General features: G+C 60.6%; 22 protein-coding genes and 1 pseudogene. 17 read left to right on the top strand and 6 right to left on the bottom strand.

The features are described 5' to 3' along the window. Window positions 1-50: 50 nt before the first annotated feature. The 3 genes from NGM28_RS22885 to NGM28_RS28835 all read left to right on the top strand — a co-directional run bounded on the left by NGM28_RS22885 (window position 51) and on the right by NGM28_RS28835 (window position 739). Entirely contained in the window at window positions 51-308 is a 258-nt protein-coding gene (locus tag NGM28_RS22885; protein ID WP_240066185.1) for a hypothetical protein, read from the top strand. A 144-nt stretch (window positions 309-452) separates the two neighbouring features. Then, a complete protein-coding gene (locus NGM28_RS28840; RefSeq protein WP_353620534.1) occupies window positions 453-638 on the top strand; it encodes a hypothetical protein in 186 nt (61 codons plus the stop codon). After that, window positions 581-739, top strand: a complete 159-nt coding sequence (locus NGM28_RS28835; protein WP_243431341.1) for a DUF3077 domain-containing protein — start codon at window positions 581-583, stop codon at window positions 737-739. The genes NGM28_RS28840 and NGM28_RS28835 overlap by 58 nt, the downstream gene beginning before the upstream one ends. Before the next feature lie 162 nt (window positions 740-901). Here NGM28_RS28835 and NGM28_RS22875 read toward each other — a convergent pair whose 3' ends face one another. Beyond that, window positions 902-1,129, bottom strand: a complete 228-nt coding sequence (locus tag NGM28_RS22875; RefSeq protein WP_252091602.1) for a hypothetical protein — start codon at window positions 1,127-1,129, stop codon at window positions 902-904. A 126-nt stretch (window positions 1,130-1,255) separates the two neighbouring features. Between NGM28_RS22875 and NGM28_RS22870 the strand changes: the two genes are divergently transcribed. From NGM28_RS22870 to NGM28_RS22855, 4 genes are all read left to right on the top strand, one after another. Next, complete coding sequence (locus NGM28_RS22870) at window positions 1,256-1,861, top strand: T3SS effector SopD family protein (protein ID WP_252091601.1); 606 nt, start codon at window positions 1,256-1,258, stop codon at window positions 1,859-1,861. Window positions 1,862-2,164: 303 nt separating this feature from the next. After that, window positions 2,165-2,560 carry a hypothetical protein gene (locus tag NGM28_RS22865; RefSeq protein ID WP_252091600.1) on the top strand — a complete coding sequence of 132 codons (396 nt, stop codon included), beginning with the start codon at window positions 2,165-2,167 and terminating at the stop codon, window positions 2,558-2,560. A gap of 115 nt (window positions 2,561-2,675) precedes the next feature. After that, window positions 2,676-3,392, top strand: a complete 717-nt coding sequence (locus tag NGM28_RS22860; RefSeq protein WP_252091599.1) for a tellurite resistance TerB family protein — start codon at window positions 2,676-2,678, stop codon at window positions 3,390-3,392. 373 nt (window positions 3,393-3,765) lie between these two features. Further along, window positions 3,766-4,809 carry a hypothetical protein gene (locus NGM28_RS22855; RefSeq protein WP_252091598.1) on the top strand — a complete coding sequence of 348 codons (1,044 nt, stop codon included), beginning with the start codon at window positions 3,766-3,768 and terminating at the stop codon, window positions 4,807-4,809. A gap of 232 nt (window positions 4,810-5,041) precedes the next feature. Here the strand turns inward: NGM28_RS22855 and NGM28_RS22850 are convergent, their stop codons facing one another. Beyond that, the gene (locus NGM28_RS22850) at window positions 5,042-5,614 is read right to left on the bottom strand and encodes a LuxR C-terminal-related transcriptional regulator (protein WP_252091596.1); all 573 of its coding nucleotides are present in this window, start codon (window positions 5,612-5,614) and stop codon (window positions 5,042-5,044) included. A gap of 140 nt (window positions 5,615-5,754) precedes the next feature. On the opposite strand from NGM28_RS22850, the gene NGM28_RS22845 reads away from it, so the two are divergent. From NGM28_RS22845 to NGM28_RS22830, 4 genes are all read left to right on the top strand, one after another. Next, window positions 5,755-6,933 carry an acetyl-CoA acetyltransferase gene (locus tag NGM28_RS22845; RefSeq protein WP_252091594.1) on the top strand — a complete coding sequence of 393 codons (1,179 nt, stop codon included), beginning with the start codon at window positions 5,755-5,757 and terminating at the stop codon, window positions 6,931-6,933. Between the two features lies 1 nt (window position 6,934). After that, window positions 6,935-8,476 (top strand): class I adenylate-forming enzyme family protein, encoded by a 1,542-nt coding sequence (locus tag NGM28_RS22840; RefSeq protein WP_252091592.1) that lies wholly within the window; start codon window positions 6,935-6,937, stop codon window positions 8,474-8,476. 42 nt (window positions 8,477-8,518) lie between these two features. Continuing rightward, a complete protein-coding gene (locus NGM28_RS22835) occupies window positions 8,519-9,859 on the top strand; it encodes an MFS transporter (protein ID WP_252091590.1) in 1,341 nt (446 codons plus the stop codon). Between the two features lie 191 nt (window positions 9,860-10,050). Further along, window positions 10,051-10,872 carry a MipA/OmpV family protein gene (locus NGM28_RS22830; protein WP_240066166.1) on the top strand — a complete coding sequence of 274 codons (822 nt, stop codon included), beginning with the start codon at window positions 10,051-10,053 and terminating at the stop codon, window positions 10,870-10,872. A 3-nt stretch (window positions 10,873-10,875) separates the two neighbouring features. On the opposite strand, the gene NGM28_RS22825 is transcribed toward NGM28_RS22830, so the two are convergent. Beyond that, window positions 10,876-11,337: a VOC family protein gene (locus NGM28_RS22825; RefSeq protein WP_252091588.1), complete on the bottom strand. Its 462-nt coding sequence runs from the start codon at window positions 11,335-11,337 to the stop codon at window positions 10,876-10,878. 27 nt (window positions 11,338-11,364) lie between these two features. Then, on the bottom strand, window positions 11,365-11,538 hold the full coding sequence (locus NGM28_RS22820) for a DUF2986 domain-containing protein (RefSeq protein ID WP_252091585.1): 174 nt from the start codon (window positions 11,536-11,538) through the stop codon (window positions 11,365-11,367). A gap of 199 nt (window positions 11,539-11,737) precedes the next feature. Here NGM28_RS22820 and NGM28_RS22815 point away from each other — a divergent pair, with 199 nt between their 5' ends. Continuing rightward, entirely contained in the window at window positions 11,738-12,508 is a 771-nt protein-coding gene (locus NGM28_RS22815; RefSeq protein WP_240066163.1) for a ribonuclease T2 family protein, read from the top strand. A 4-nt stretch (window positions 12,509-12,512) separates the two neighbouring features. Here the strand turns inward: NGM28_RS22815 and NGM28_RS22810 are convergent, their stop codons facing one another. Further along, window positions 12,513-13,871 (bottom strand): glutamine synthetase family protein, encoded by a 1,359-nt coding sequence (locus NGM28_RS22810; protein WP_252091583.1) that lies wholly within the window; start codon window positions 13,869-13,871, stop codon window positions 12,513-12,515. Window positions 13,872-14,353: 482 nt separating this feature from the next. Between NGM28_RS22810 and NGM28_RS22805 the strand changes: the two genes are divergently transcribed. The 3 genes and pseudogenes from NGM28_RS22805 (at window position 14,354) to NGM28_RS22795 (ending at window position 17,753) form a co-directional block, all read left to right on the top strand. Continuing rightward, on the top strand, window positions 14,354-14,989 hold the full coding sequence (locus NGM28_RS22805; protein ID WP_240066161.1) for a lytic polysaccharide monooxygenase auxiliary activity family 9 protein: 636 nt from the start codon (window positions 14,354-14,356) through the stop codon (window positions 14,987-14,989). Window positions 14,990-15,026: 37 nt separating this feature from the next. Further along, a pseudogene (locus tag NGM28_RS22800) lies at window positions 15,027-16,019 on the top strand (chitinase); the annotation flags it as partial. A 252-nt stretch (window positions 16,020-16,271) separates the two neighbouring features. Then, a complete protein-coding gene (locus NGM28_RS22795) occupies window positions 16,272-17,753 on the top strand; it encodes an AlkA N-terminal domain-containing protein (protein WP_252091581.1) in 1,482 nt (493 codons plus the stop codon). Between the two features lie 37 nt (window positions 17,754-17,790). On the opposite strand, the gene NGM28_RS22790 is transcribed toward NGM28_RS22795, so the two are convergent. Then, a complete protein-coding gene (locus tag NGM28_RS22790; RefSeq protein WP_240066159.1) occupies window positions 17,791-18,186 on the bottom strand; it encodes an ACT domain-containing protein in 396 nt (131 codons plus the stop codon). A gap of 235 nt (window positions 18,187-18,421) precedes the next feature. On the opposite strand from NGM28_RS22790, the gene NGM28_RS22785 reads away from it, so the two are divergent. Then, window positions 18,422-18,868 carry a VOC family protein gene (locus tag NGM28_RS22785; protein ID WP_240066158.1) on the top strand — a complete coding sequence of 149 codons (447 nt, stop codon included), beginning with the start codon at window positions 18,422-18,424 and terminating at the stop codon, window positions 18,866-18,868. 265 nt (window positions 18,869-19,133) lie between these two features. Beyond that, window positions 19,134-20,531: an SGNH/GDSL hydrolase family protein gene (locus tag NGM28_RS22780; protein ID WP_240066157.1), complete on the top strand. Its 1,398-nt coding sequence runs from the start codon at window positions 19,134-19,136 to the stop codon at window positions 20,529-20,531. Window positions 20,532-20,560: the final 29 nt, after the last annotated feature.

Raw genomic sequence — 20,560 nt, 5'->3', positions numbered from 1 at the left:
CCTGCAAGCGATTGGCGGCGGTCCGATCAGCGCAACTGGAGCGTTACATCATGCTGAAGATTGTCCCGGATCCACCGCCTTCCACCGAGTCCCCTCATTTCCTCGAAGACACGCTTGTCCACGCTACCGAGTACGTCATGTGCGCGCTGGCGGTGACGCATCAGTCCTTGACCCATCTGCCCAAGTCACCCGCCACGCTGGTGATGCTGACGGTGATGCATGAGCTCGATGCCACCCGCACGTTGCTGGAGTCGGCGTTGGCTCAGCTACAAATGAGTGCCCGGCCGCCGTCATACACGCTGCACTGACAGCCATGCGCTGGCCCCTGTAGGAGCGGCTTCAGCCGCGATGCAGACACCGCGATACCTGGCACCAGCGCTGCTGGTGATCGCGGCTGAAGCCGCTCCTACAGGTAGCTCGGTCACCCCTTCAAAGCTTCAGAGGAACCTCGAATGGACAACGATCTCCCAGCAGACCACGGCCAACTCGGCTGGACCGTGGGCACCTGCACGTTTATGGAAGGCGCCACCAAAGGCACGCGCCTGTTCCGCGTTGAACCCGGCAACTGCGCCACCACGCCATGGAACAAGCCTCCGTGCTACTCGACAGCGCTCGCCGTGCTTCATTCATTGGTGTGATGGACAACGAACCGGTGTTGGTCTGGGCGTCGCACTACCTCAGTGATATGGCCAAGGCACTGATGGACGACGCGCATATGGGCATTTTGAAGAAGGTCTGAAATGACGATCGAGTGGGTTGGCGGGGGCATCTATTCCATACCTCGACGGAGCCGCTTCTTCTGATCCACAGAGGCCCCCAAAGCAAGAACGGTCGCGCCAGTTCCGTTATTCCAGCAGACACGTTGGTAACGTTTGGGGTAATTCAATTTATGAGCGTTTGCTTAGGCACTGCCTGAAAGACCTTGATAGTCGGTTTTCAATATATTCGTCAGATCAACGCATTTTGAATGCTTGATCAGCATCGCTTCATGCCTTTGCGGCAGCGCTTTCGCAACCCCTTCATCTATTTCGATGAAGTATATTAACAAAAATGCGGCTCTGGTCGACAGCGTGGCGCCGGGTGCTTCAAATAGAATGGCTAATGCTTGAGCTTCGAGATGGCGTTCCACTGTCGGTAGTGGCCCCGTAAAAACGGCGTGCAAGCCTGAATTCGGTCAGCTTATGCTTGGTCGCGTACGCAATGTTGCTGTGTCGTGATCTGCGAAAGTCTACAGCAGGTCTTATAGGGTGACGAAATGAGAGTTGAAGTATCGGTTAGTGGCAGGAAGGTTGATTATGAAGTCTCGCCTCGTCGAATTGAAAAACTAATTGGTCCGGATGATAAGCTTGCTGTTAGCATGGGGTTGTGGGACAAGTTCAAGGACTTATTCAGGGCTGAAAAAAAATCCGACGTGCTTGCTGCGCTGCGCAAGCTTATTTACGGAGGCGGTAAAAAAGGGGCGCAGGGTGTGTGGTTAGGGGAGATTGCAGCGTTCAATAGGTTGAAGGCATGTTCAGGTGATGCGTACAAGGATAGATTTCAGTATTGTGTGAATGACAAGCAAAAGGTTGAGTTCATGATTGACGGCCATGTTATTTGCAAAAAAGCGATCAGCGAGATCGTGGGCCATTTTTCGGTAAACGGCGTCGGTCTGCTCGACAATTATGAGGCTATTTTAGCCAGGTCGGGTGCGGCGCAAGGAAGGGGTGATGGCCCGGGAGTGGCTTGTGAGAATGAATTGCTTGAACGTGCTTGTGCGTTTTATGCGGCTAATCCCGTACTGAAGAACGTACTGAAGTTTTTTGGGTTTGGTAGAGAGCCTATGCCCACACCGTTTGTTGGTGGGGGTGTGATACAGTAATGCGCAAGCTCAACGAGCATATTTCACACCGGATTGAAATGGATGAAAAAGTGGATGAGGAGGTCGAGCGTGTAGTTAAGAAACTGTCTGGGCTCCCTCCTGCGGTGTTCAGTCCTGAAGAAAAGCCGTTAAGTTGCAATGATACTCTTCAAGTTAAAAGCTTTTTTAATCCTACTCTTGTAGGTAGGTTCGAAACTGCGCAAATGCATGGCACGATGTTCGTTAGGGCTTGTAAGAATACTGTCGCCCATTCCACGTTCGGTGATAAAATCCATATCAGTGTAGATGAGAAATTTTTTGCCGGTGGCGTTCGATGCCTTAGCGCATCTGCTGTATTCTGCAGACAATCCTTTCTCTTTCTGGAAGGTTACCAACCTAGATAAAGCTAAAAAGATTGGTGAGAAGGCGGTGCGGTTATCGGAAGGCGGGCAGATTACGCTTTATGCATGCACTGATGATTCGAAACAAGAGTTTTCACTCGATCAGCTGAAAGGCATGGCGGACTTCCTAAAAAAAATCGAGGATGTTTTACAAAAAAATAACATCAAACCAGGCAAAAAGCCTGATTCTGACGTATCTGCAGACCATTGGGCTTACGCTTCGTACAGGCAGGAGCATCGAAGTAATCGCGAAGGGAGCGCTGAGCAGCACCAGGCACTCCGAGAAGAACCATTTTTCCGTGTAATCTCCTCTGTTTAGGCGAACACGGAGTATTAGCTCCCGGATGAACTGCCGGCCAGACGGTCATGGCGAATTGCCTTGCGGGGGCTATCGTTGCTTCTCTGGGTAACGACTACCGACCGAGGGCGCTGCAATGAACACCAGTGATCTACTCGAACAGTTACTTCGGGCCGGGCAGGGCTCGCAAGCGCAACAAGGGAGCGGTGGCATGTCATCGCAAGACGGCCTGGGCGGTTTGGGCGGCTTGCTGGGTGGGCTGCTTGGCGGCAGCAGTGCAGCGGGTGGCGGTGGTGGCCTTGGTGGTTTACTCGGCGGCCTGTTGGGGGGCAGCGGCGCTGGCAGCGTTACCCAAGGGCGCTCCGCAGGTGGTACCAACTACGCAGCCCTGGCGTCGTTGGGCATGTTGGCGTTCCAGGCCTATCAAAGCTGGCAGCGCAGCCAGGCGGCAGCCCCGCAACAGGCCCTGCGTACGGTCGATCAATTGTCCGGCCCCGAGGCCGACGATCACAGCCATGCCATCTTGCGCGCGCTGATTGCGGCAGCCAAGGCTGACGGGCGCATCGACCCGCAAGAAGAACAGTTGATCTATGCCGAAATCAAGCGTCACACCAACGACCCGCAACTGCAGCAATGGCTGGATGATGAAGTAAGTAAGCCGCTCAATGCCGCCGAAGTGGCACAGTCGGCCCAAGACTCGGCCATGGCCGCGGAAATGTACCTGGCCAGTGTGATGCTGGTGGATGACCAGCAGGCCGCTGAGCGGGCCTATCTTGATGAGTTGGCCAGCGCACTACAGATCGATCCGACGTTGCAGGTACACCTGGAACAGCAGGCCAAGGGCACTGCCTGACCAGGCCAGGTGCCAGCGCTGCTCATCACTCTGAGGCCCGCGCAGTCAAAGGCAAACGCGATCCGCAAATGTATCAGCCTGAGAAAGGCGACATGGTCCTTCTCGGCATGTTTTCGGCGGTTGGACGACGTGTTCGGTATTCCCTTGGGCGCCAACAGCAGAAAATAAAAAAACGACCATGCGCGACCGAAAAAGCTATTTAAGAATATCAGAATAATCGAACGCCCCGGACGCAAAATGCAGGCCCGTCAAGGCAAGCAGGAGTGCGTGGAATAACAGGGGGGCAAAGCGTTGGTTTCCAGCAGGTCGCCTCAGCGTAGGCTAATGGTTCGTTAGCATAAATAGGATTTTCATAAGAGAGTGGGGGTGCGTAATGCCAATTAATTTACATGCAGTGAGCCCAAATAGCTCGGTGAGCACTTTAGGTCTATCGACTTCGGGGTCTGAGTCTGCTGCTTTTCGAGAAACTTCATCAGAAGTAAAAGTCATCGCAAGGCGCTACGAAGCATTGACAGAGAATGGCTTGTTAAACCGACTTAATAAAGCCCTGCGCATCTCAAGTGTCAGCGCCATCGGATTATTAGGTGTCGTATGTCTACCGGTTACGTGGACGGTAGGAGCGATTTTGGATGACCAGCTCAAATCAAAACACGCTGAGGCGTTGACCAATGCGTTCCGCGATCTTTATAAAACCAGCGGGGAAACGTATGAAAGCTTTGAGCGTATTTGTAAAAGGATAATCACGTACGAGGCAGAGGAAGGCCGGGCTTTTTTCAAGAAGGTAAGCAGAAGTGGTAAAGGTAAAATCGGCTATCTCATGAAGCGACTGGCGTTGCAAACGGCATCCAACATCAAGGGTGATGGTCAATTCGACAAGGTCAAGCGCGAAATCTACAAGCACTTTAGTGATGGGTGTGCGCGTTTGAAACCGTTGAAGCCTGATATTTATGAAATGCTGAAGACCTCCCGGGAGGATGTCGAAGTTGTCAATGGGAGATATAGTATTGTCGATGGTTGCTATCATGATGCACTCAAGGACGTTTATATAATTGGCGCCCTTTCGCTATATAATGTCTATCGCGTGGAAAAAAATTCGGCATGCGCCAGTGAAGGCATCAAGGCAAAAAAGCTTATCGATGAACGCCTCTCGCAGTTTGATCAGGACTTGGGCGGCGCGCTAAAGGAATTCAATGAGAGCGTGGCTGCCTATTATCGCGCCAATGGCAGGGATGCTGTAGATGGTCTGACGCCTGAAAGGCCGCTGAAGCCAAAGTTCACCATGTATTTTCAAAGTGTCGTCAAGAAAGCCTTGGCGCAGAATAATGCAAGTGGCTGGGATGTTTTTCTAACAGCTTTCAGGGAAAATAGGGTTCAGGCTGCCCCCGCAAGCCATCTTTCAAAAACGATCCTGAAATGACGTCAGATTGGAGAGGGCATTCGCCTCTGGTCGGAAGATGAAAAGAACCGATGGATGAGTGTCCCAGCTTGGATGAAGCTCTATCTTGCCATCGATAAGGCAAGTAACCTTCCAGGTCTTTATTTTGTTAGGGTTCGTGCTTTTTAACGATCCCTATTATTTTTTTTGCTGGTGACAATTCGAAGCAAAGTGAATAATAGGCATCTCTTCGCACTTCAGTGCCAACGGGTCGCTAGCTAATAAAAATAATCTTCGAAACCAACTCCGCACTGTTCTTCGCCTGCAACTTCTTCATCAACCGCGCCCGATGCACCTCCACCGTCCGATGCGATATCCCCAACCGCCGCGCCACCTCTTTGCACGTCAACCCATTCACGATATGCAACGAAATCTCCCGCTCCCGCGGCGTCAACTGCACCGTCGGCGCCGGCTGCCGATCCAACCGCTCGAAATGCCAGATCATCAGCTCGAACGGATCCTCCGTCGTCAACGTGAACCCATGCGCCCGCGCCCAGAACACCTCGCCGTTACGATGCTGCATAAAACGCTCATCGGTATAGAAAGCCCCCAGCCCATTGCGCAGCCAGTGCTCGCTACGTTCGCCAATAGCCTGGTAATCCGCATGGGAGGGATACAACAACAGGGTCAGGTGCCCTTGCAGTTCTTCCCGGGTATACCCAAACAGCCGCGCAAACGCCTGGTTGCAATCAAGCATCCGCCGATGCCCGGTAATCAACTGTGGCGCGGGCGACACCTGAAATGCCAGGCGCTCGAGGTCGGGGTAGGGTGGGGTATGTACGGTCATCAGGCGTCCTGCCTCGGTGTCATGGTCATGCCCCGTAGCGCTTACTACTTACTCACGTACGTAGTTGCCCCAACTAGCGTGGGATTCGGGTGCTGACACATTGTAGGGATTACCCGCTTCAAGGACAGAAGAAAATCACCATGTTTCATGATTCCGTTTCCATCGTCGCTGCCGCGCACAGTCCTTTTGGTCGCCTGGATGGCCTGAACCTCGAGGACCTGATCGTCAAGGTCACCCGCGACGCCCTGGCCGATGCCGCCATCGAGGCCGCCGAGATCGACGCGTTGTTCCTCGGCCACTTCAACTCGGGGTTGGTGGCCGATGGCTTTCCCGCCTCGCTGATGCTGCAGGCCGATCCGCAACTGCGCTTCAAACCCGCCACCCGCTGCGAGAACGCCTGCGCCTCGGGCGCTGCGGCGATTCAGGCGGGGATCCACGCCATCCGCAGCGGCGCCGCCGAGCTGGTGCTGGTGGTGGGGGCCGAGAAGATGACCGGCAACAGCACGGTCGAGGTCACCCGGGCGCTGGCCGGCGCCGGTTACCAGAACGCGATGTCGGAGGCGGGGCTGAGCTTTGCCCAGCTGTTTGGCCAGGTGGCGCAGCAGTACACCGAGCGCTATCACAGCCCCCTGGCGTCGATGGCGGCGATCGCAGTGAAGAACCACGCCAACGCCATGGCCAACCCGCTGGCGCAGATGCACCGGGTGATGGACTTCGAGCACTGCAACAACCCGTCGCCGAGCAACCCGCTGATCGCCTCGCCGCTGCGCCTGACCGACTGCTCGCTGATCAGCGACGGCGCGGCGGCGATCATCCTGGCATCGCCGCGCCGGGCGCGGTCGATGCGGCGCCAGGTGGCGATTCGTTCGATGGTCCAGGTCAACGACTTCCTGCCGTTGTCGCGCCGCGACATGCTGGCCTTCGAGGGGCCGCAGCGGGCGATTCACGGGGCGTTGCGCGAAACCGGCGTGACCCTGAACGACCTGAGCTTCGCCGAGGTCCATGACTGTTTCACCATCGCCGAGCTGCTGATCTACGAAGCCATGGGCCTGGCGCCCAGAGGGGAAGGGCACCGTGCCATCGACGATGGTACCGTGCGCCCAGGCGGGCGTTTGCCGGTGAACCTGTCCGGCGGGCTCAAGGCCAAGGGGCATCCGGTGGGGGCCACCGGGGTGTCGATGCATGCCCTGGGCTTTGCCCAGTTGGTTGGCGAGCCTATCGGGCTGGGTGTGCCGGGCGCCGAGTTCGGCCTGCTGTTCAACATGGGCGGCATGGCGGTGGCCAACTACGCCAGTGTCCTGCAGGCGGTGCGGGTGTGACATGAACATCGCCAACTGGTTGTGCGACACCGCCCAGCGCTGGCCCCAACGCGCGGCGTTGTTCGAGGGTGCGCGCCAGGTGGCCGATTACCAGGCGTTTGCCGCACGGGCAAGGGCCCGCGCCCTGCAACTGCGTCACGAATACGGCATCTCGCCGGGCGACCGGGTGGCGCTGCTGATGAAGAACAGCTGCGGCTACCTCGAACTGCTCTACGCCATCTGGTGGTGCGGGGCAGTGGCGGTGCCGATCAACAGCAAGCTGCACGCCTTGGAAGCCGCGTGGATTGCCGGCAATGCCGGGGCCTGGCTGATCTACACCGATGACGGCCAGGTGTTCGACGGCATCGCCTTGCCGCTCGGCTGCCGGGAACTGGCCGCGCCCGGATTGGGCGAGCTTCGGCAGGTGGCGGGCGAGGAGCTGTTGCGGCCGCACCCACGCACAGACACCGACCTGGCCTGGCTGTTCTACACCTCAGGCACCACCGGGCGTTCCAAGGGGGTGAAGCTGTCCCATGGCAACCTGGTCGCCATGTCACTGTGCTACCCGCTGGATGTGGACACGGTGGGCGCGGACGATGCGGTGGTCTATGCCGCGCCGATCTCCCACGGCGCCGGGCTCTACAACTTCATCCATGTGCGCTGCGGCGCCCGGCATGTGGTGCCGGAGTCCCGTGGGTTCCAGGCGGCGGAACTGTTCGAGCTGGCCCAGGCGGTGGGCAATGTCAGCCTGTTCGCCGCGCCGACCATGGTCAAGCGCATGGTCGAGCAGGCCCGCCAGCAGGGCTATGGCGGAGAAGGGCTGAAGACCATCATCTACGGCGGTGGGCCGATGTACCTGGCCGATCTGGAACAGGCGCTGGACACCTTCGGCCCGCGCCTGGTGCAAATCTACGGCCAGGGCGAGTGCCCGATGACCATCAGCGCGCTGTCCCGGGAAACCATCGCCGACCGGGCCAATCCCGACTGGCCGCGTATCGCCGCCTCGGTGGGGCGTGCCCAGGCCTGCGTCGAGGTGCGGGTGCTGGGTGCGGACAGCCGCCCCTTGCCGCCCGGTGAAACCGGCGAGATCGCCGTGCGCGGCGCGCCGGTGATGCAGGGCTATTGGGACAATCCGCAGGCCACCCGTGCCGCCCTGGTGGACGGCTGGCTGCTGACCGGCGACATTGGCCAGCTCGACGAACAGGGCTACCTGACCCTCACCGACCGCAGCAAGGATGTGATCATCTCCGGTGGCAGCAACATCTACCCGCGGGAAGTGGAAGAGGTGCTGATGCAGCACCCCGGGGTGTTCGAAGTGTGCGTGGTGGGCGAGGCCGACCCCGAATGGGGTGAGTCGGTGGTAGCCTTCGTGGTGCCGCGCAGGCCGGGTTGCCTCCAGGCCCAGGCGCTCAACGACTGGTTCCTGGCGCGCATGGCCTCGTTCAAGAAACCGAAAAAATACCAGTTCTGCGCCGAGCTGCCGAAAAACAGCTATGGCAAGATTCTCAAGACCCGCGTGCGCCAGTGGCTGCAAGACCCGAAAGGGGCCTTGAGCAGCCCCTGACGCACGGTATTCATGGACAGCAACACGACAGGAGTTCCCTTGATGGGCATGTCACCCAGCACCCCCCAGCGCCAACGGCGCCGGGCGTTTCTCGGCGCCACCACCGGCCACTTGATCGAGTGGTATGACTACGGCGTCTACGGCTTCCTGGCCTTGTACATCGGCAAGGCCTTCTTCGTCTCCGACGACCCCACCAGCAGCTTGCTGGCCAGCTTTGCGGCCTTTGCCCTGAGCTTCTTCATCCGCCCCCTGGGCGGTTTGTTCTTCGGTCCCCTGGCGGACCGCATCGGCCGCCGCCGCACGCTGATCACGGTGCTGGTGCTGATGGCCGGCTCCACCTTCCTGCTCGGCCTGTTGCCGACCTACGCCAGCATCGGCATCGCCGCGCCGGTGATCCTGGTGCTGATCCGCTGCGTGCAGGGCTTCTCCGCCGGCGGCGAGATCGGCACCATCACCAGCTTCATCTCCGAATACGCCGGCCCCGGGCGGCGTGGCTTCGCCACCTGCTGGCTGATGGTCACCGCCGTGCTTGGTCTGTTGTTGGGCGGTGCCGTGGCCAATGGCATGACCTGGGCGCTGGGTGCCGAGCTGATGCAGGAGTGGGGCTGGCGCATCCCGTTCCTGATTGCCGGCCCATTGGGCTTCATCTCGCTGTATATCCGCCTGAAGCTGGAGGACAGCCCGGAGTTCATCGCGCTGGTGGAGGCCGGGGAAACCTCCAAGGCGCCGCTGCGCGAGGTGTGGCAGTGGAAGCGTTCGATCGCCCTGGTGTTCTTCATCATCACGTTGCATAGCTCGATCTTCTACCTGGTGCTGACCTTCGCCTCGACCTACATGTCCAACACCCTCAAGTTCGACAGCGGCACCACCTTGCTCTACGTGTTCGTCGCCAGCCTGTCGGCGGCGGTGGTGATGCCGTTTGGCGGCGCCTTCACCGACCGCTACGGGCGCAAGCCGTTCCTGATGGTGGTCGGCGTCCTGGCAACCCTGGCCATGTACTGGTTCTTCAAGGCGGCGCCCGGCGCCACACCGGCCACCTTGTTCTGGCCATTGATGGCGGTGGCGATCCTGTTCGGGCTGTATGCGTCGTCGACCTATGCGCTGATGAGCGAGCTGCTGCCGACGCGCATTCGCTCCACCGGCATTGCCATGGCCTACAACATCCCGGTGGCGGTGTTCGGCGGCAGCGCGCCGTTGATTTCCACCTGGTTGATCAAGGTGACCGGTGATATCACCGCGCCCTGGTATTTCTATGTGGCGACCGGGGTGGCGTCGTTGATTGCGCTGGTGGTGCTGCGCAAGGAAGACTTCGTGGCCTGCGCCCACGATGCACGACAGCCAGGCGGTGTTGAGCCGAGCCCCTTGAACCTGCGTTCGGTTTGATTCCTTGTAGGAGCCGGCTTGCCGGCGAACACCGGCAAAGCCGGTGCCAGCCACCGCGTTGCCTGTTTCGCCGGCAAGCCGGCTCCTACAACGGGAATTCACCCATCTTCACAGAAACTTGATAAACCCTGAAAGGAACGTTGAATGTCCCTCGCTAGCATGTTCCCCATACACACTAGCGAGTCATGAACATGTTCGAATCGAAGTCCATCAGGAAAGTCCTCGGCGCCTCGTTCGCCTTCAATGCGATCCTGGCATCGGCCCAGGCCAGCGCGAATGAAAAGAGCGCGCTGGACAGCATCTGGGGTGACGAAACCAAGGTAACCGCAGGCTTCGCCCTGCACACCGCGCCGCGCTACTTCGGCGCCAAGGGCAGCCAGGGCCACTTGCTGCCGTCGGTCACCGTGCAGCGTGGCATCTTCTTCGCCGACAGCCTGTCGGGCGTGGGCGTGCAGTACCAGTCCGACAATGGTTTCAGCGCCAGTGCCGCGCTCGGCTACGACTTCGGCCGCGCCGACGGCGACAGCAAGTACCGCAATGGCTCGGACAGGCTCAAGGGCATGGGGGCGGTGGGCGGCGCGACGGTGGTCGACATCAACCTGTCGCAGCAGCTCCTGCCGTGGCTGGCGGTCACCGCCGAGGCCGAGTTGCGCACCGGTGGCTACAAGCGTGGCGACCGCTATCAGTTTGGCTTGCTGAGCACGCTGCACCAGGGCGACCGGGACACTGTCACCTTGAGCCTGAACGGCCATGCGGGGCAGGCGAAGTACAACCAGACCTACTTCGGTGTCACCGCCGAACAAAGCCAGAACACCGTGTTCGAGCGCTTCAAGGCGGACCAGGGCATTTACGCCTACTCCAGCGAACTGTCGTGGATGCACCAGTTCGACCAGCACTGGTCGACCATCGCCAGCGTGAATGTCATGCACTACACCGACCAGGTGCGCGACAGCCCGATCATTCGCCAGGATACGCCGGTGACGTCCACCTTCGGTGTGCAGTACGCGTTCTGACACCTACGGTGCGCGGAACGCCTCTTCGATGAAGGTCTCGAGCGCCTGGGCCTCGAGGATCTCGATCGAGAAGTGCCCGAAGCGTTTCGGCAGCCAGATGATCCGCGCACCGGCTGGGGACTGCAGGTGCTCGCGGGCCAGCAGGTTGCCGTTCTCGTCTTCGGGCTGCACGCCGTTGGCCACCAGCTGGTCATAGGCCTGCTCGATGTCCGGCGTGCAATAGCAGTGGCGGTAGATCATGCCTTCGCCATGCGTGTCCAGCAGGTCCTTCAGGTTGCCTGCCAACGGCTGGACCAGCATGAAGCGTTCCTCGCCGATAAGGGCGATCGCGTAGCGCACGTGCAGGCCGCCGCGCTCCCACACCAATGTCCTGGAGATTCGTGCGCCCAGCACCTGGGCGTAGTAACCGCAGGCGGCCTCAAGGTCGCTGACCAGCACATCGACATGGCTGAACTTCAGGTCCATCGCATTGCTCTCCAGCTGCGGCTGCGCTCAGGGCTGTGCCGGTGTGTCGGGGTTCGGCTCGGCCTGTTGGCTGGCCTCGGCAGCCAGCTTCGCCCGGTCGGCCTTGGAAATGTAGGTGTTGCGGTTTTTCGGCGCCAGCTTGGCGCTGGCCTTCTTGGCGTGGGCTTTCAACAGCTGGTTGATCTTTTTGCGACGGTTCATGTTCTGTGATCGAAAAGAGGCGGGTGAAGACTGTACCCGAGGGCAGCGAAGCGCGCGATTATACTTCGCCTTGGCCGCTGGCTGGCCAGCACCAACCGACCCGCCACTGACGAATCGTCATATTCGAGGCACACCATCGCCTGGCTGGCACTCAGCACACCCGCGCATGGAGCGCATCGAACCAGACAAGGAGTTGATCATGGCAAGCCAATCATTGCGTTCGGCCTGGATGAAAGCACTGCTTTGGGGGGCACTGGCAGCGTTAGCCAGCCAAGCCACCGCCGAGGAAGTCTGCGCTTTGCCCGATACCGTGGAGCCCGCGCCGGCGCGCCCGGTGGACTACGTCAACAAGGACCTGCCCACGGACTACCTGGCCCTGGTGCTGTCCTGGTCGCCGGAGCACTGCGAGGCCCAGCGCAACAAACCCAAGGCGCAACGTGAGAAGCACGCCTTCCAGTGTTTCTCCGGCAACCGTTTCGAATGGGTGGTGCATGGCCTGTGGCCGCAGAACGGCTACGCTCGCTCCGACCGGGATCATCCGCGTAACTGCCAGAGTGTTGGCTCTCTGCCGGCCGCGTTGGTCAAGCAGCACCTGTGCATGATGCCGGGCGCGGACCTGATGCAGAACGAATGGCAGGCCCACGGCACGTGCGGCTGGTCGTCCCCCGACCGTTACTTCGCCGACATCCAGCGGGTGTACGACACGCTGCGCCGTCCCACCACGCAAGAAATGCTCGGCACCGACCCTGGCCCGAACCAGTTGGTGGAGACCAAGGTGAGCACGATCAAACAGGCCTTCCTGTCGCGCAACCCGGCGCTGCCCGCGCAGAGCCTGCGGGTGTCGGTGGGCTCGGGCAACCGCCTGAAGGAGCTCTGGGTCTGCCTCGACAAGCAGCTCGCGCCCATGCCATGTCCGGCAGGCGGTACCCCCGACAACCAGCAGATCAAGGTCCGGTCGCCGTATCAGTGAGCGTTCAGACACTGAGTTGGAGATATTCGCGCTCCCAGGCGCTGATCACTTGCCGGTAATGCCGGTGCTCGGTGCGCTTCACCGCGACGTAACCTTGTATGAAGCGCTCTCCGAGGTATTCCCGGAGTGCCTCGCAATGCTCCATTCGGGCCAGTGCTTCCTCGAGCGTTTGCGGCAGGCGCAGGCCGTTGTGGTCGTAGGCGCGGCCGTGCACGGGAGCGCTCGGGCTGACCTGTTCGAGCATGCCGAGGTAACCGCACAGCAGGCTGGCGGCCAGCGCCAGGTAAGGGTTTGCGTCGGCGCCGGGCAGGCGGTTTTCCACGCGCATCGCCGTAGGCGCGGACGCGGGTACGCGCAGGCCGACGGTACGGTTCTCGGTGCCCCATTCCACGTTCACCGGGGCGCAACTGTCCGGCAGGAAACGGCGGAAGGAATTCACGTTGGGCGCGAACAAGGGCAGCACGTTCGGCAGGTAGCGCTGCAAGCCGCCGATGTAGTGCAGGAAGCGTTCGCTCATGGCGCCGTCCGCCCCGGCGAAGAGGTTGCCGCCGGTGGCCATGTCCAGCACGCTCTGGTGGATATGCATCGCGCTGCCGGGCTCATGGGCGATCGGCTTGGCCATGAAGGTCGCGCCGACACCGTGCCGGATCGCGGCCTCATGCAGCGAGCGCTTGAACACGATGAGCTGGTCGGCCAGGCGCAGTGGGTCGCCGTGGCGGAAGTTGATCTCCATCTGCGCGGGGCCACCTTCGTGGATCAGGGTGTCCAGGTCCAGCCCTTGGGCTTCGCACCAGAGGTAGAGGTCCTCGAACAGGGGGGCGAATTCGTTGGCCGCATCGATGGAGTAACTTTGACGCCCACGTTCAGCACGGCCTGAGCGGCCGTCAGGGGCCTCCAGGGGCAGGTCGGGGTCGTGGCTGCGCCGGGTCAGGTAGAACTCGAGCTCCGGCGCGACGACCGGCTTCCAGCCCTTGTCTGCGTAGAGGCCGAGCACACGCTTGAGCACATTGCGCGGCGACAGTTCGATGGGCTTGCCGAAGCGGTCGAAGGTGTCGTGGATGACCATGGCGGTCGGCTCCGTCAGCCAGGGCAATACGTAGATGGCCTGCGTGGCCGGGCGACAGAACATGTCGACGCCGGCCTCATCCAGCAGCGCATAGAAGATCGGATCGTCGATGAAGTCGCCGGTCACCGTCTGTAGCAACACGCTTTCCGGCAACCGCATGCCGCCTTCCTCGAGGAACCTGGCGGTGGATGCGATCTTGCCGCGGGCGATGCCGGTGAAGTCGCTGATCATGCATTCGACTTCGGTGATGCCTTGTTGCTTGAGCTGGCGTTCAAGGAGGTTGGCGGGAGTGTTCATACAAGTCTCGGCGGTTTCATGAATCATCCGTTTGGCGCACAAGGCGATGGACGCCTTTGCGCGGTGCTTCTGTAGGAGCCGGCTTGCCGGCGAACACCGGTGCAGCCGGTGCCAGCCACCGCGTTGTCTGGTTCGCCGGCAAGCCGGCTCCTACAGAGGGCGTCAACAGAGTAAGGATTCGTGTATCAAGTTGCCGTCGATTTCCCGCCTGCTTTCGTAAATTCTTGATAAAGCGCTCTGGATAGGCACTCTCTGGGTATGGAACCAACGGATAAGCGCAGCCTGTGCATGTAGGACTTCGGCTGCAGGTCGAGTAAGAGAATCACGAGTGCACTGTACATCCATCCAGTATTTGCGGGGTTTTCCAGTTCCCGCGTGCCCCAGAACGAAAAATGGCCCCGTGGACAGAAAATCCAGCTCGGTTAGTTTGAAGGCCTCTCCGCTGGAAACGGAGAGTTCTCAAACTAAATGGAGCTACAACGATGAACCAACCACAATCGCAATCCCCCCTTCGCCACGGCCGCGTCATGTCCCCGGCCTCCCGCGGCGCCGTCGCCATCGACCTCGGCCTGCTCGGTGGCTGGCAGGTCAACGAGATGGAAGGCGGCAAGAACTTCCCGGCCCTGGTCGCCGGCCCGTTCCCCGCACCGTTCGAGACCGACAACCCAAGCGTCGCGCCACCCGCCGACGGCTACATCCTCAGCGGCGGCAAGGCCGATGCCCGTGACTGCGTCAACTTCACCGACGAGGAAATGAGCAAGAAGCTCAACCGCGCGTTCACCTGGCCGCTGCTCAACGTCGACCCAGGCCAGCTGTTCAAGGTGAACTGGGTGTACACCGCGGCGCACACCACCCGTGGCTACCGCTGGCTGATCACCAAGGATGGCTGGGACCCGAAACAGCGCATCACCCGCGCCCAGCTGGAAGCCAAGCCGTTCGCCGAGGACTTCTACCCGCAGGTGCCGTACTACAGCCACGCCGGCGAGTTGAAGGCCAAGATCGATCACGAAGTGAAGCTGCCTTCGAACAAGAAGGGCCGTCATGTGATCGTGCTGATGTGGATCGTGGCCAACACCGGCAACGCCTTCTATCAGGCCTTCGACGTCGACTTCCAGTAAGCCGACGGATATTCCACACGTTCTGAAGGATTAGAACATGTCTACGTTTGACTTCACCCAACTGAAAACGGCGGAGGATGCCGCCTCGAAGATACCGAGCCTGGCCGGCAAGAAGATCCTCATGGGCTACTGGCACAACTGGCCCGCCGGCCCCGCCGACGGCTACCAGCGCGGGCAGTTCGCCAACATGAGCCTGGAGGATGTGCCACGGGACTACAACGTGGTGGCCGTGGCCTTCATGAAGGGCAGCGGTATCCCGACCTTCAAGCCCTACAACCTGTCCGACGCCGAGTTCCGTCGCCAGGTGGGCGTGCTGAACAGCCAGGGCAGGGCGGTACTGATGTCCCTGGGCGGCGCCGATGCACATATCGCGCTGAACCCGGGCCACGAACAGCCACTGGCCAATGAAATCATCCGCCTGGTGGAAACCTATGGCTTCGATGGGCTGGACATCGACCTTGAACAGAGCGCGATTGACTTCGCTGCCAACAAGACCGTCCTGCCCGCTGCGCTGAAACTGGTCAAGGACCACTACGCCGCCGAAGGCAAGCACTTCATCATCAGCATGGCGCCGGAGTTCCCCTACCTGACCGCCGCTGGCCGCTACGTACCCTACCTCAAGGCGCTGGAAGGCTACTACGACTTCATCGCGCCGCAGTTCTACAACCAGGGCGGCGATGGGCTCTGGGTCGAGGAGGCCAACAACGGCCGGGGCGCCTGGATCGCCCAGAACAACGACGCGATGAAAGAGGACTTCCTCTACTACATGACCGAAAGCCTGGTCAGTGGTACCCGCGGTTTCACCAAGATCCCGGCCGACAAGTTCGTCATCGGCCTGCCGGCAAACGTAGACGCTGCGGCCACTGGCTACGTGATCAACCCGACGGCCGTGTCCAACGCGTTCAAGCGGCTGTACGCCAAGGGCATTTCGATCAAGGGCCTGATGACCTGGTCGGTCAACTGGGACAGCGGGGTGAACAAGAACCACGTGCCCTACAACCAGGAGTTCAGCCGTCGCTATGGGCCGTTGACCAGCGGCAGCAACCCAGTTGGCGCTACGCAGGACGCGCTGCAAGCGCAGACGGCTGAGTAACACGCGATCAAGGCGACATCCGGCAGACGTGCCGGATGTGCCACGGATTTGATTGTCGAGGCCAATCAATGGGAATCCGATGCCGCAAGGCATCGGATTTTTGCCGTGACTCGCCGAGGTATCGAAGCGGCAGACCAGATGTCCGAAAATGGCGAGCCTCATCCCTGCCCAAGGCATAGGATGTCCTCCATGCCAAACATCATCGATCCCCCCGAAAGCGACGCCTGCTACCTGGCGGTGAAGGCGCACGATGCCCGTTTCGACGGTGCCTTTTTCACGGCCGTGACCAGCACGGGCATCTATTGCCGGCCGGTGTGCCGGGTGAAGACGCCACGGCGCGAGAACATCCGTTTCTACCGCCATGCCGCCCAAGCCGAAGCGGCCGGGTTCAGGCCCTGCCTGCGCTGCCGGCCGGAGCTGGCGCCGCGCGCGGCCGCGTGGAGCACCGAGGACGCGTCGCGCATCCTGGCGCTGCAGGCGGCGCGGCTGATGGACGAGCCGGATGCCTTGCAGGGTGTGACGGGGACGGGCTCGATGGTCGCCATCGCCAACCATCTGGGCGTGAGCGACCGCCACCTGCGGCGCATTTTCGAGGCGCACTTCGGTGTTTCGCCCCTCCAGTACCTCCAGACGCGACGGTTGCTGGCGGCCAAGCAATTGATCGCCGACACGCAACTGCCGATGACCCAGGTGGCCTTGTCCAGCGGGTTCGGCAGCGTGCGACGGTTCAACGATGCGTTTTCCCACCACTACGGCCTGAACCCGAGTGCGCTGCGCCGCGCCAAGGCCTCGCCGGACGGGCAGGGTGTCAGCGTGCGCCTGGGCTGGCGCCCCCCTTATAACGTGCAAGCCATGCTGGGTTTCCTGCGCCTGCGCGCCATACCTGGCGTGGAATGCGTGGAGGGGTTGCAGTACTCGCGCACTCTGCGCCTCGTCAAGGACCAACATGAACACAGCGGCTGGTTGCAGGTGCGCTTCGACGAGGCGCAGGCCCAGGTGTTGGTCACGATCAGCGAGTCACTGGCGATCGTGCTGCCCACGTTGATCAATCGTGTACGCGCCGCCTTTGACCTGGATGCCGATCCGCTCGCCATTCACAGCGTCTTGCACGCCGCGTTCCCGTTGGGCGAAGGCGTGCGTGTTCCCGGTGCGGTGGACGGTTTCGAACTGGCGGTGCGCGCCGTGCTCGGGCAGCAGATCACCGTGGCGGCTGCGCGCACGCTGGGTTCGCGACTCGCCACCACGTTTGGCGCCGTCATCGCGACCCCCGTCCCAGGCCTGGACCGCCTGTTCCCGACACCGGCCGCCCTGGTGGTGGCCAGTGGCGATGCGCTTGGCCGGCTGGGCATTACCCGCCAGCGCCAGGCTGCGCTCAAGGCCCTGGCCGGGGCCGTGGAGGAGGGGCGCCTGGTCTTGAGCCCCGGCGTGGATGTTGCCGCGACGTGCGCCCAGTTGCGGGCATTGCCCGGGATCGGCGACTGGACGGCCCAGTACATCGCGATGCGCGCACTGCGCTGGCCCGATGCATTCCCGGCCGGCGATGTGGCCCTGCAAAAAGCCCTGGGCGTGAGCAGTGCCAGAGCCGCCACGCAAGCAGCGGAGGGATGGCGGCCTTGGCGTGGCTATGCAGTGTTGCGCGCCTGGTTGGGGTTGGCAGACACAACACGATGACGTGCGAGGCGATCCACTCAGGCGCAGGGTCGATCACTTATTGGCGTGAGAGCGCTTTCAACACCGCCATGGCGTTCTGGGCGTCGTTCACGCCGACGAAGATATGGTCATGGTAATAGGCGGCCATCACATTGCAACTGATGCCGGCCTTGCCCAGCGCAGTGGCAAACGCCGCAGTGAGCCCCACGGCCTCGAGCGAGGAGTGGACGGTCAGGGTGATCCAGGCACACACGTAGCTGTAGGGCAGCTTCAGCGCATCGGCGCTGCTGCGCTGCAGAATCACGGTCCATCCTTCGCGCTCCTTGAAACTACCGACAACCTCCACGTCTGGCAGCGACTTTGGGTCAATGCCGGTGACGAACACATATTCGCCGTCGTTGAGTTCGGGCTTCATGGACTGGAGCAGTTTTACAAGCGAGGTTTCGCCGTTCATCGCGGGGATCCTGTGGGAGTGAGCGGGCAGTCTAGGGTGTTCACCAGGCGAGATTGAAATTAGCTTTGCAGACAGGGTATTAGGGCGATTCATGAAGCAGTGGCCAGCCCGGGATGCAATGCCATTCGACTGGCGAATGTTCCATGTACGGATTGTCGATTTTCATTCGAAGCTTGGATGGACCAAGCTGGTCATCCCCATCGGAATACATCACCGAAGCTCAGGAGGTGACAAGGTGACGGTTTTCACTATCCAGCAAATCGACCACATCGTGCTGCGCGTGCAGGACATGCAGCGCAGCGTGGATTTCTATACCCAGGTACTGGGTTGCTCGATCAGCAAGCACAACGAGGAGCTCGCCATGATCCACCTGGCGGCTGGCGGTTCGATGATCGACCTGGTGGATATCGAGGGCCCGTTGGGTGCCAAGGGCGGCGGGGCGCCCGGGAAGGAGCGGCGCAACGTTGATCACTTCTGCCTGCGTGTGGAACCGTTCAACGAGCAGGCAATCATTGCCCACCTGCAAGGGCACGGCATCGCGGTGGAAAAGGCCGCTAGCCGATACGGGGCCGAGGGTGTGGGCTTGTCGCTCTACTGCTTCGATCCAGACGGCAACCAGGTGGAGCTGAAGGGGCCGGCGGAAACCAAACCGTCAGGATTATCCGGGGTTACCCCCCTGTAGGAGCGGCTTTAGCCGCGAAATGGGCACTGCGGTACCCGGCACCTCCGGTTCCAGCGAATGCCTTTCTTCGGTTTCATGTCTGTCGCCAACTTCTCGATTGAGGTGCGCGGCTACACTGACCTTGCAACGCCGGCTGGGAGGGTTGCCTCCGTTCGACTGCCGATGACAACCGCCTTGACCGAAATAACGGATTGAACAAAGGGAAGTCCGCGCAGTGTCCCTTATGAAGCATTACCTGCTTTAGCCACTGTGAGGACAAAGTGTCATGAACATCGCCAGACTCAACCCAAAGCTGATGGTGGTGGGGGACTCACTGCCCCAGGGCTGCAGAAGCCTGACCGTCAGAGCCTCGCTCTGTGCCCAGTCCTGGCCGGCTCGCCTTGCTGCCGCGCAAGGCTGGGACTTTGTCCCCCCTGATCATCCGTGGGAGGTCTTGTTCGATCTCGAACAGGAAATCAGGCGACTGAACCCGATCCTCGTCGCGCCCTCCGCGCTTTCCCTGGTCGGTTTGCCGGATCGCATCCTGGACAACCTGAATCTCTGGGTGGCGGCCACCCCCAACTCCCTGCATCAATCCTTCGACAACCTCGCCATTGCCGGGAGCGAGGTTCACCATATGTACAGCGGTTCGTGGAACACGTTCTTCAGGCAAGTACAGGCGCACCTGAGAACAGATCTCGCGGCACAGCTCGACCATTTCTCCGACCTGCATATCGCGATCAACGGGCAGTATGTCTTGAACCCACAGAAGGTCGCCGATTTCGATGACTTTTCCCCGCTGGATTGGGTCGAGCGGCGGCAACCGGAAATGTTGGTGGTGCACTCCGGGCACAACCACGGGCTTTTCAAGTTTGGCTTCCTGGGGAAAAACCAACCGATCACCCAGGGGGAGCACAACGGCAGAAACTATTTCCAGCAGTGGCAGGAGGTGGCTGAACGGATTGCCAGGCTTCCAGCGTCGGTCGAGCGCGTGGTGATCGTGCTGCTGCCCAAGGTCAGCGCGGTTGCCGCGTTGCAGCCTGTATCCGACCTGCGTGAAGATGGCTACCCCGAGGCCTACCGTGTCCGTTTGCTACCGACATCGTTGAAGATTGACCGCAGTGTCGTTGTCCAGGCCGACGCACAAGTCCGTGAGGTCAACTCAAGAATACGAGACCTGTTTATCGAGGCCGCGAACGCCACGCAAACGGCACACCGCCTGGTGTTTGTGGACACCTACCAGGCATTTGATGCAATCGACTATAAAAATCGGTTGAACGAGACGGCGCGTGTCAGGGTGAATGCCAGCCAATCTATCGATAATCGCTATCTGGATGGCGAGCTGGACTTCGCCGCCCCGCAGGGGAAACGCCTCAAGGCCGGCGGCTACCTGAGCATCGATGGCATGCATCCCAGTGGTGCGGGATATGCCGATCTCGCCTGCCGGGTCATGACCGAGCTCAACTTGCCCCATGACCGGGATGCAATCATGCAACACGCGTTCGACCAGGATCGGTTGCTCAGCAACTACCCAATGGAACTGGACGCGCTCCTGAACTATGTCGATGTGCTCAGGCCATTCAACGACGCCAATTGGTTCTCCACCGATTCGCCAGACCGGCTGAGAGACCATACGCATTTCAGCCAGGCCATCAAACAGCTGGCCAAACTCTTCACGAAATAGCCGGGGTTCAGTTCAGTGCGTGATCCGAT

This window comes from Pseudomonas sp. MWU13-3659 (assembly GCF_023757525.1).
GTDB classification, from domain to species: Bacteria; Pseudomonadota; Gammaproteobacteria; order Pseudomonadales; family Pseudomonadaceae; genus Aquipseudomonas; species Aquipseudomonas entomophila_E.
The sequence above is the reverse complement of the archived record's forward strand: the minus strand, read 5'-3'. Positions and strand labels throughout refer to the sequence as shown.

Bases quoted from the DNA above. Each gene is read 5' to 3' on its own strand.
- NGM28_RS22780 (WP_240066157.1), top strand. From the start codon at position 19,134: ATGAACATCGCCAGACTCAACCCAAAGCTGATGGTGGTGGGGGACTCA.
- NGM28_RS22795 (WP_252091581.1), top strand. From the start codon at position 16,272: ATGCCAAACATCATCGATCCCCCCGAAAGCGACGCCTGCTACCTGGCG.
- NGM28_RS22820 (WP_252091585.1), bottom strand. From the start codon at position 11,538: ATGAACCGTCGCAAAAAGATCAACCAGCTGTTGAAAGCCCACGCCAAG.
- NGM28_RS22805 (WP_240066161.1), top strand. From the start codon at position 14,354: ATGAACCAACCACAATCGCAATCCCCCCTTCGCCACGGCCGCGTCATG.
- NGM28_RS28835 (WP_243431341.1), top strand. From the start codon at position 581: ATGGAACAAGCCTCCGTGCTACTCGACAGCGCTCGCCGTGCTTCATTC.
- NGM28_RS22815 (WP_240066163.1), top strand. From the start codon at position 11,738: ATGGCAAGCCAATCATTGCGTTCGGCCTGGATGAAAGCACTGCTTTGG.
- NGM28_RS22840 (WP_252091592.1), top strand. From the start codon at position 6,935: ATGAACATCGCCAACTGGTTGTGCGACACCGCCCAGCGCTGGCCCCAA.
- NGM28_RS22845 (WP_252091594.1), top strand. From the start codon at position 5,755: ATGTTTCATGATTCCGTTTCCATCGTCGCTGCCGCGCACAGTCCTTTT.
- NGM28_RS22860 (WP_252091599.1), top strand. From the start codon at position 2,676: ATGAACACCAGTGATCTACTCGAACAGTTACTTCGGGCCGGGCAGGGC.
- NGM28_RS22825 (WP_252091588.1), bottom strand. From the start codon at position 11,337: ATGGACCTGAAGTTCAGCCATGTCGATGTGCTGGTCAGCGACCTTGAG.
- NGM28_RS22835 (WP_252091590.1), top strand. From the start codon at position 8,519: ATGGGCATGTCACCCAGCACCCCCCAGCGCCAACGGCGCCGGGCGTTT.
- NGM28_RS22830 (WP_240066166.1), top strand. From the start codon at position 10,051: ATGTTCGAATCGAAGTCCATCAGGAAAGTCCTCGGCGCCTCGTTCGCC.
- NGM28_RS22870 (WP_252091601.1), top strand. From the start codon at position 1,256: ATGAGAGTTGAAGTATCGGTTAGTGGCAGGAAGGTTGATTATGAAGTC.
- NGM28_RS22810 (WP_252091583.1), bottom strand. From the start codon at position 13,871: ATGAACACTCCCGCCAACCTCCTTGAACGCCAGCTCAAGCAACAAGGC.
- NGM28_RS22850 (WP_252091596.1), bottom strand. From the start codon at position 5,614: ATGACCGTACATACCCCACCCTACCCCGACCTCGAGCGCCTGGCATTT.
- NGM28_RS22790 (WP_240066159.1), bottom strand. From the start codon at position 18,186: ATGAACGGCGAAACCTCGCTTGTAAAACTGCTCCAGTCCATGAAGCCC.
- NGM28_RS28840 (WP_353620534.1), top strand. From the start codon at position 453: ATGGACAACGATCTCCCAGCAGACCACGGCCAACTCGGCTGGACCGTG.
- NGM28_RS22885 (WP_240066185.1), top strand. From the start codon at position 51: ATGCTGAAGATTGTCCCGGATCCACCGCCTTCCACCGAGTCCCCTCAT.
- NGM28_RS22855 (WP_252091598.1), top strand. From the start codon at position 3,766: ATGCCAATTAATTTACATGCAGTGAGCCCAAATAGCTCGGTGAGCACT.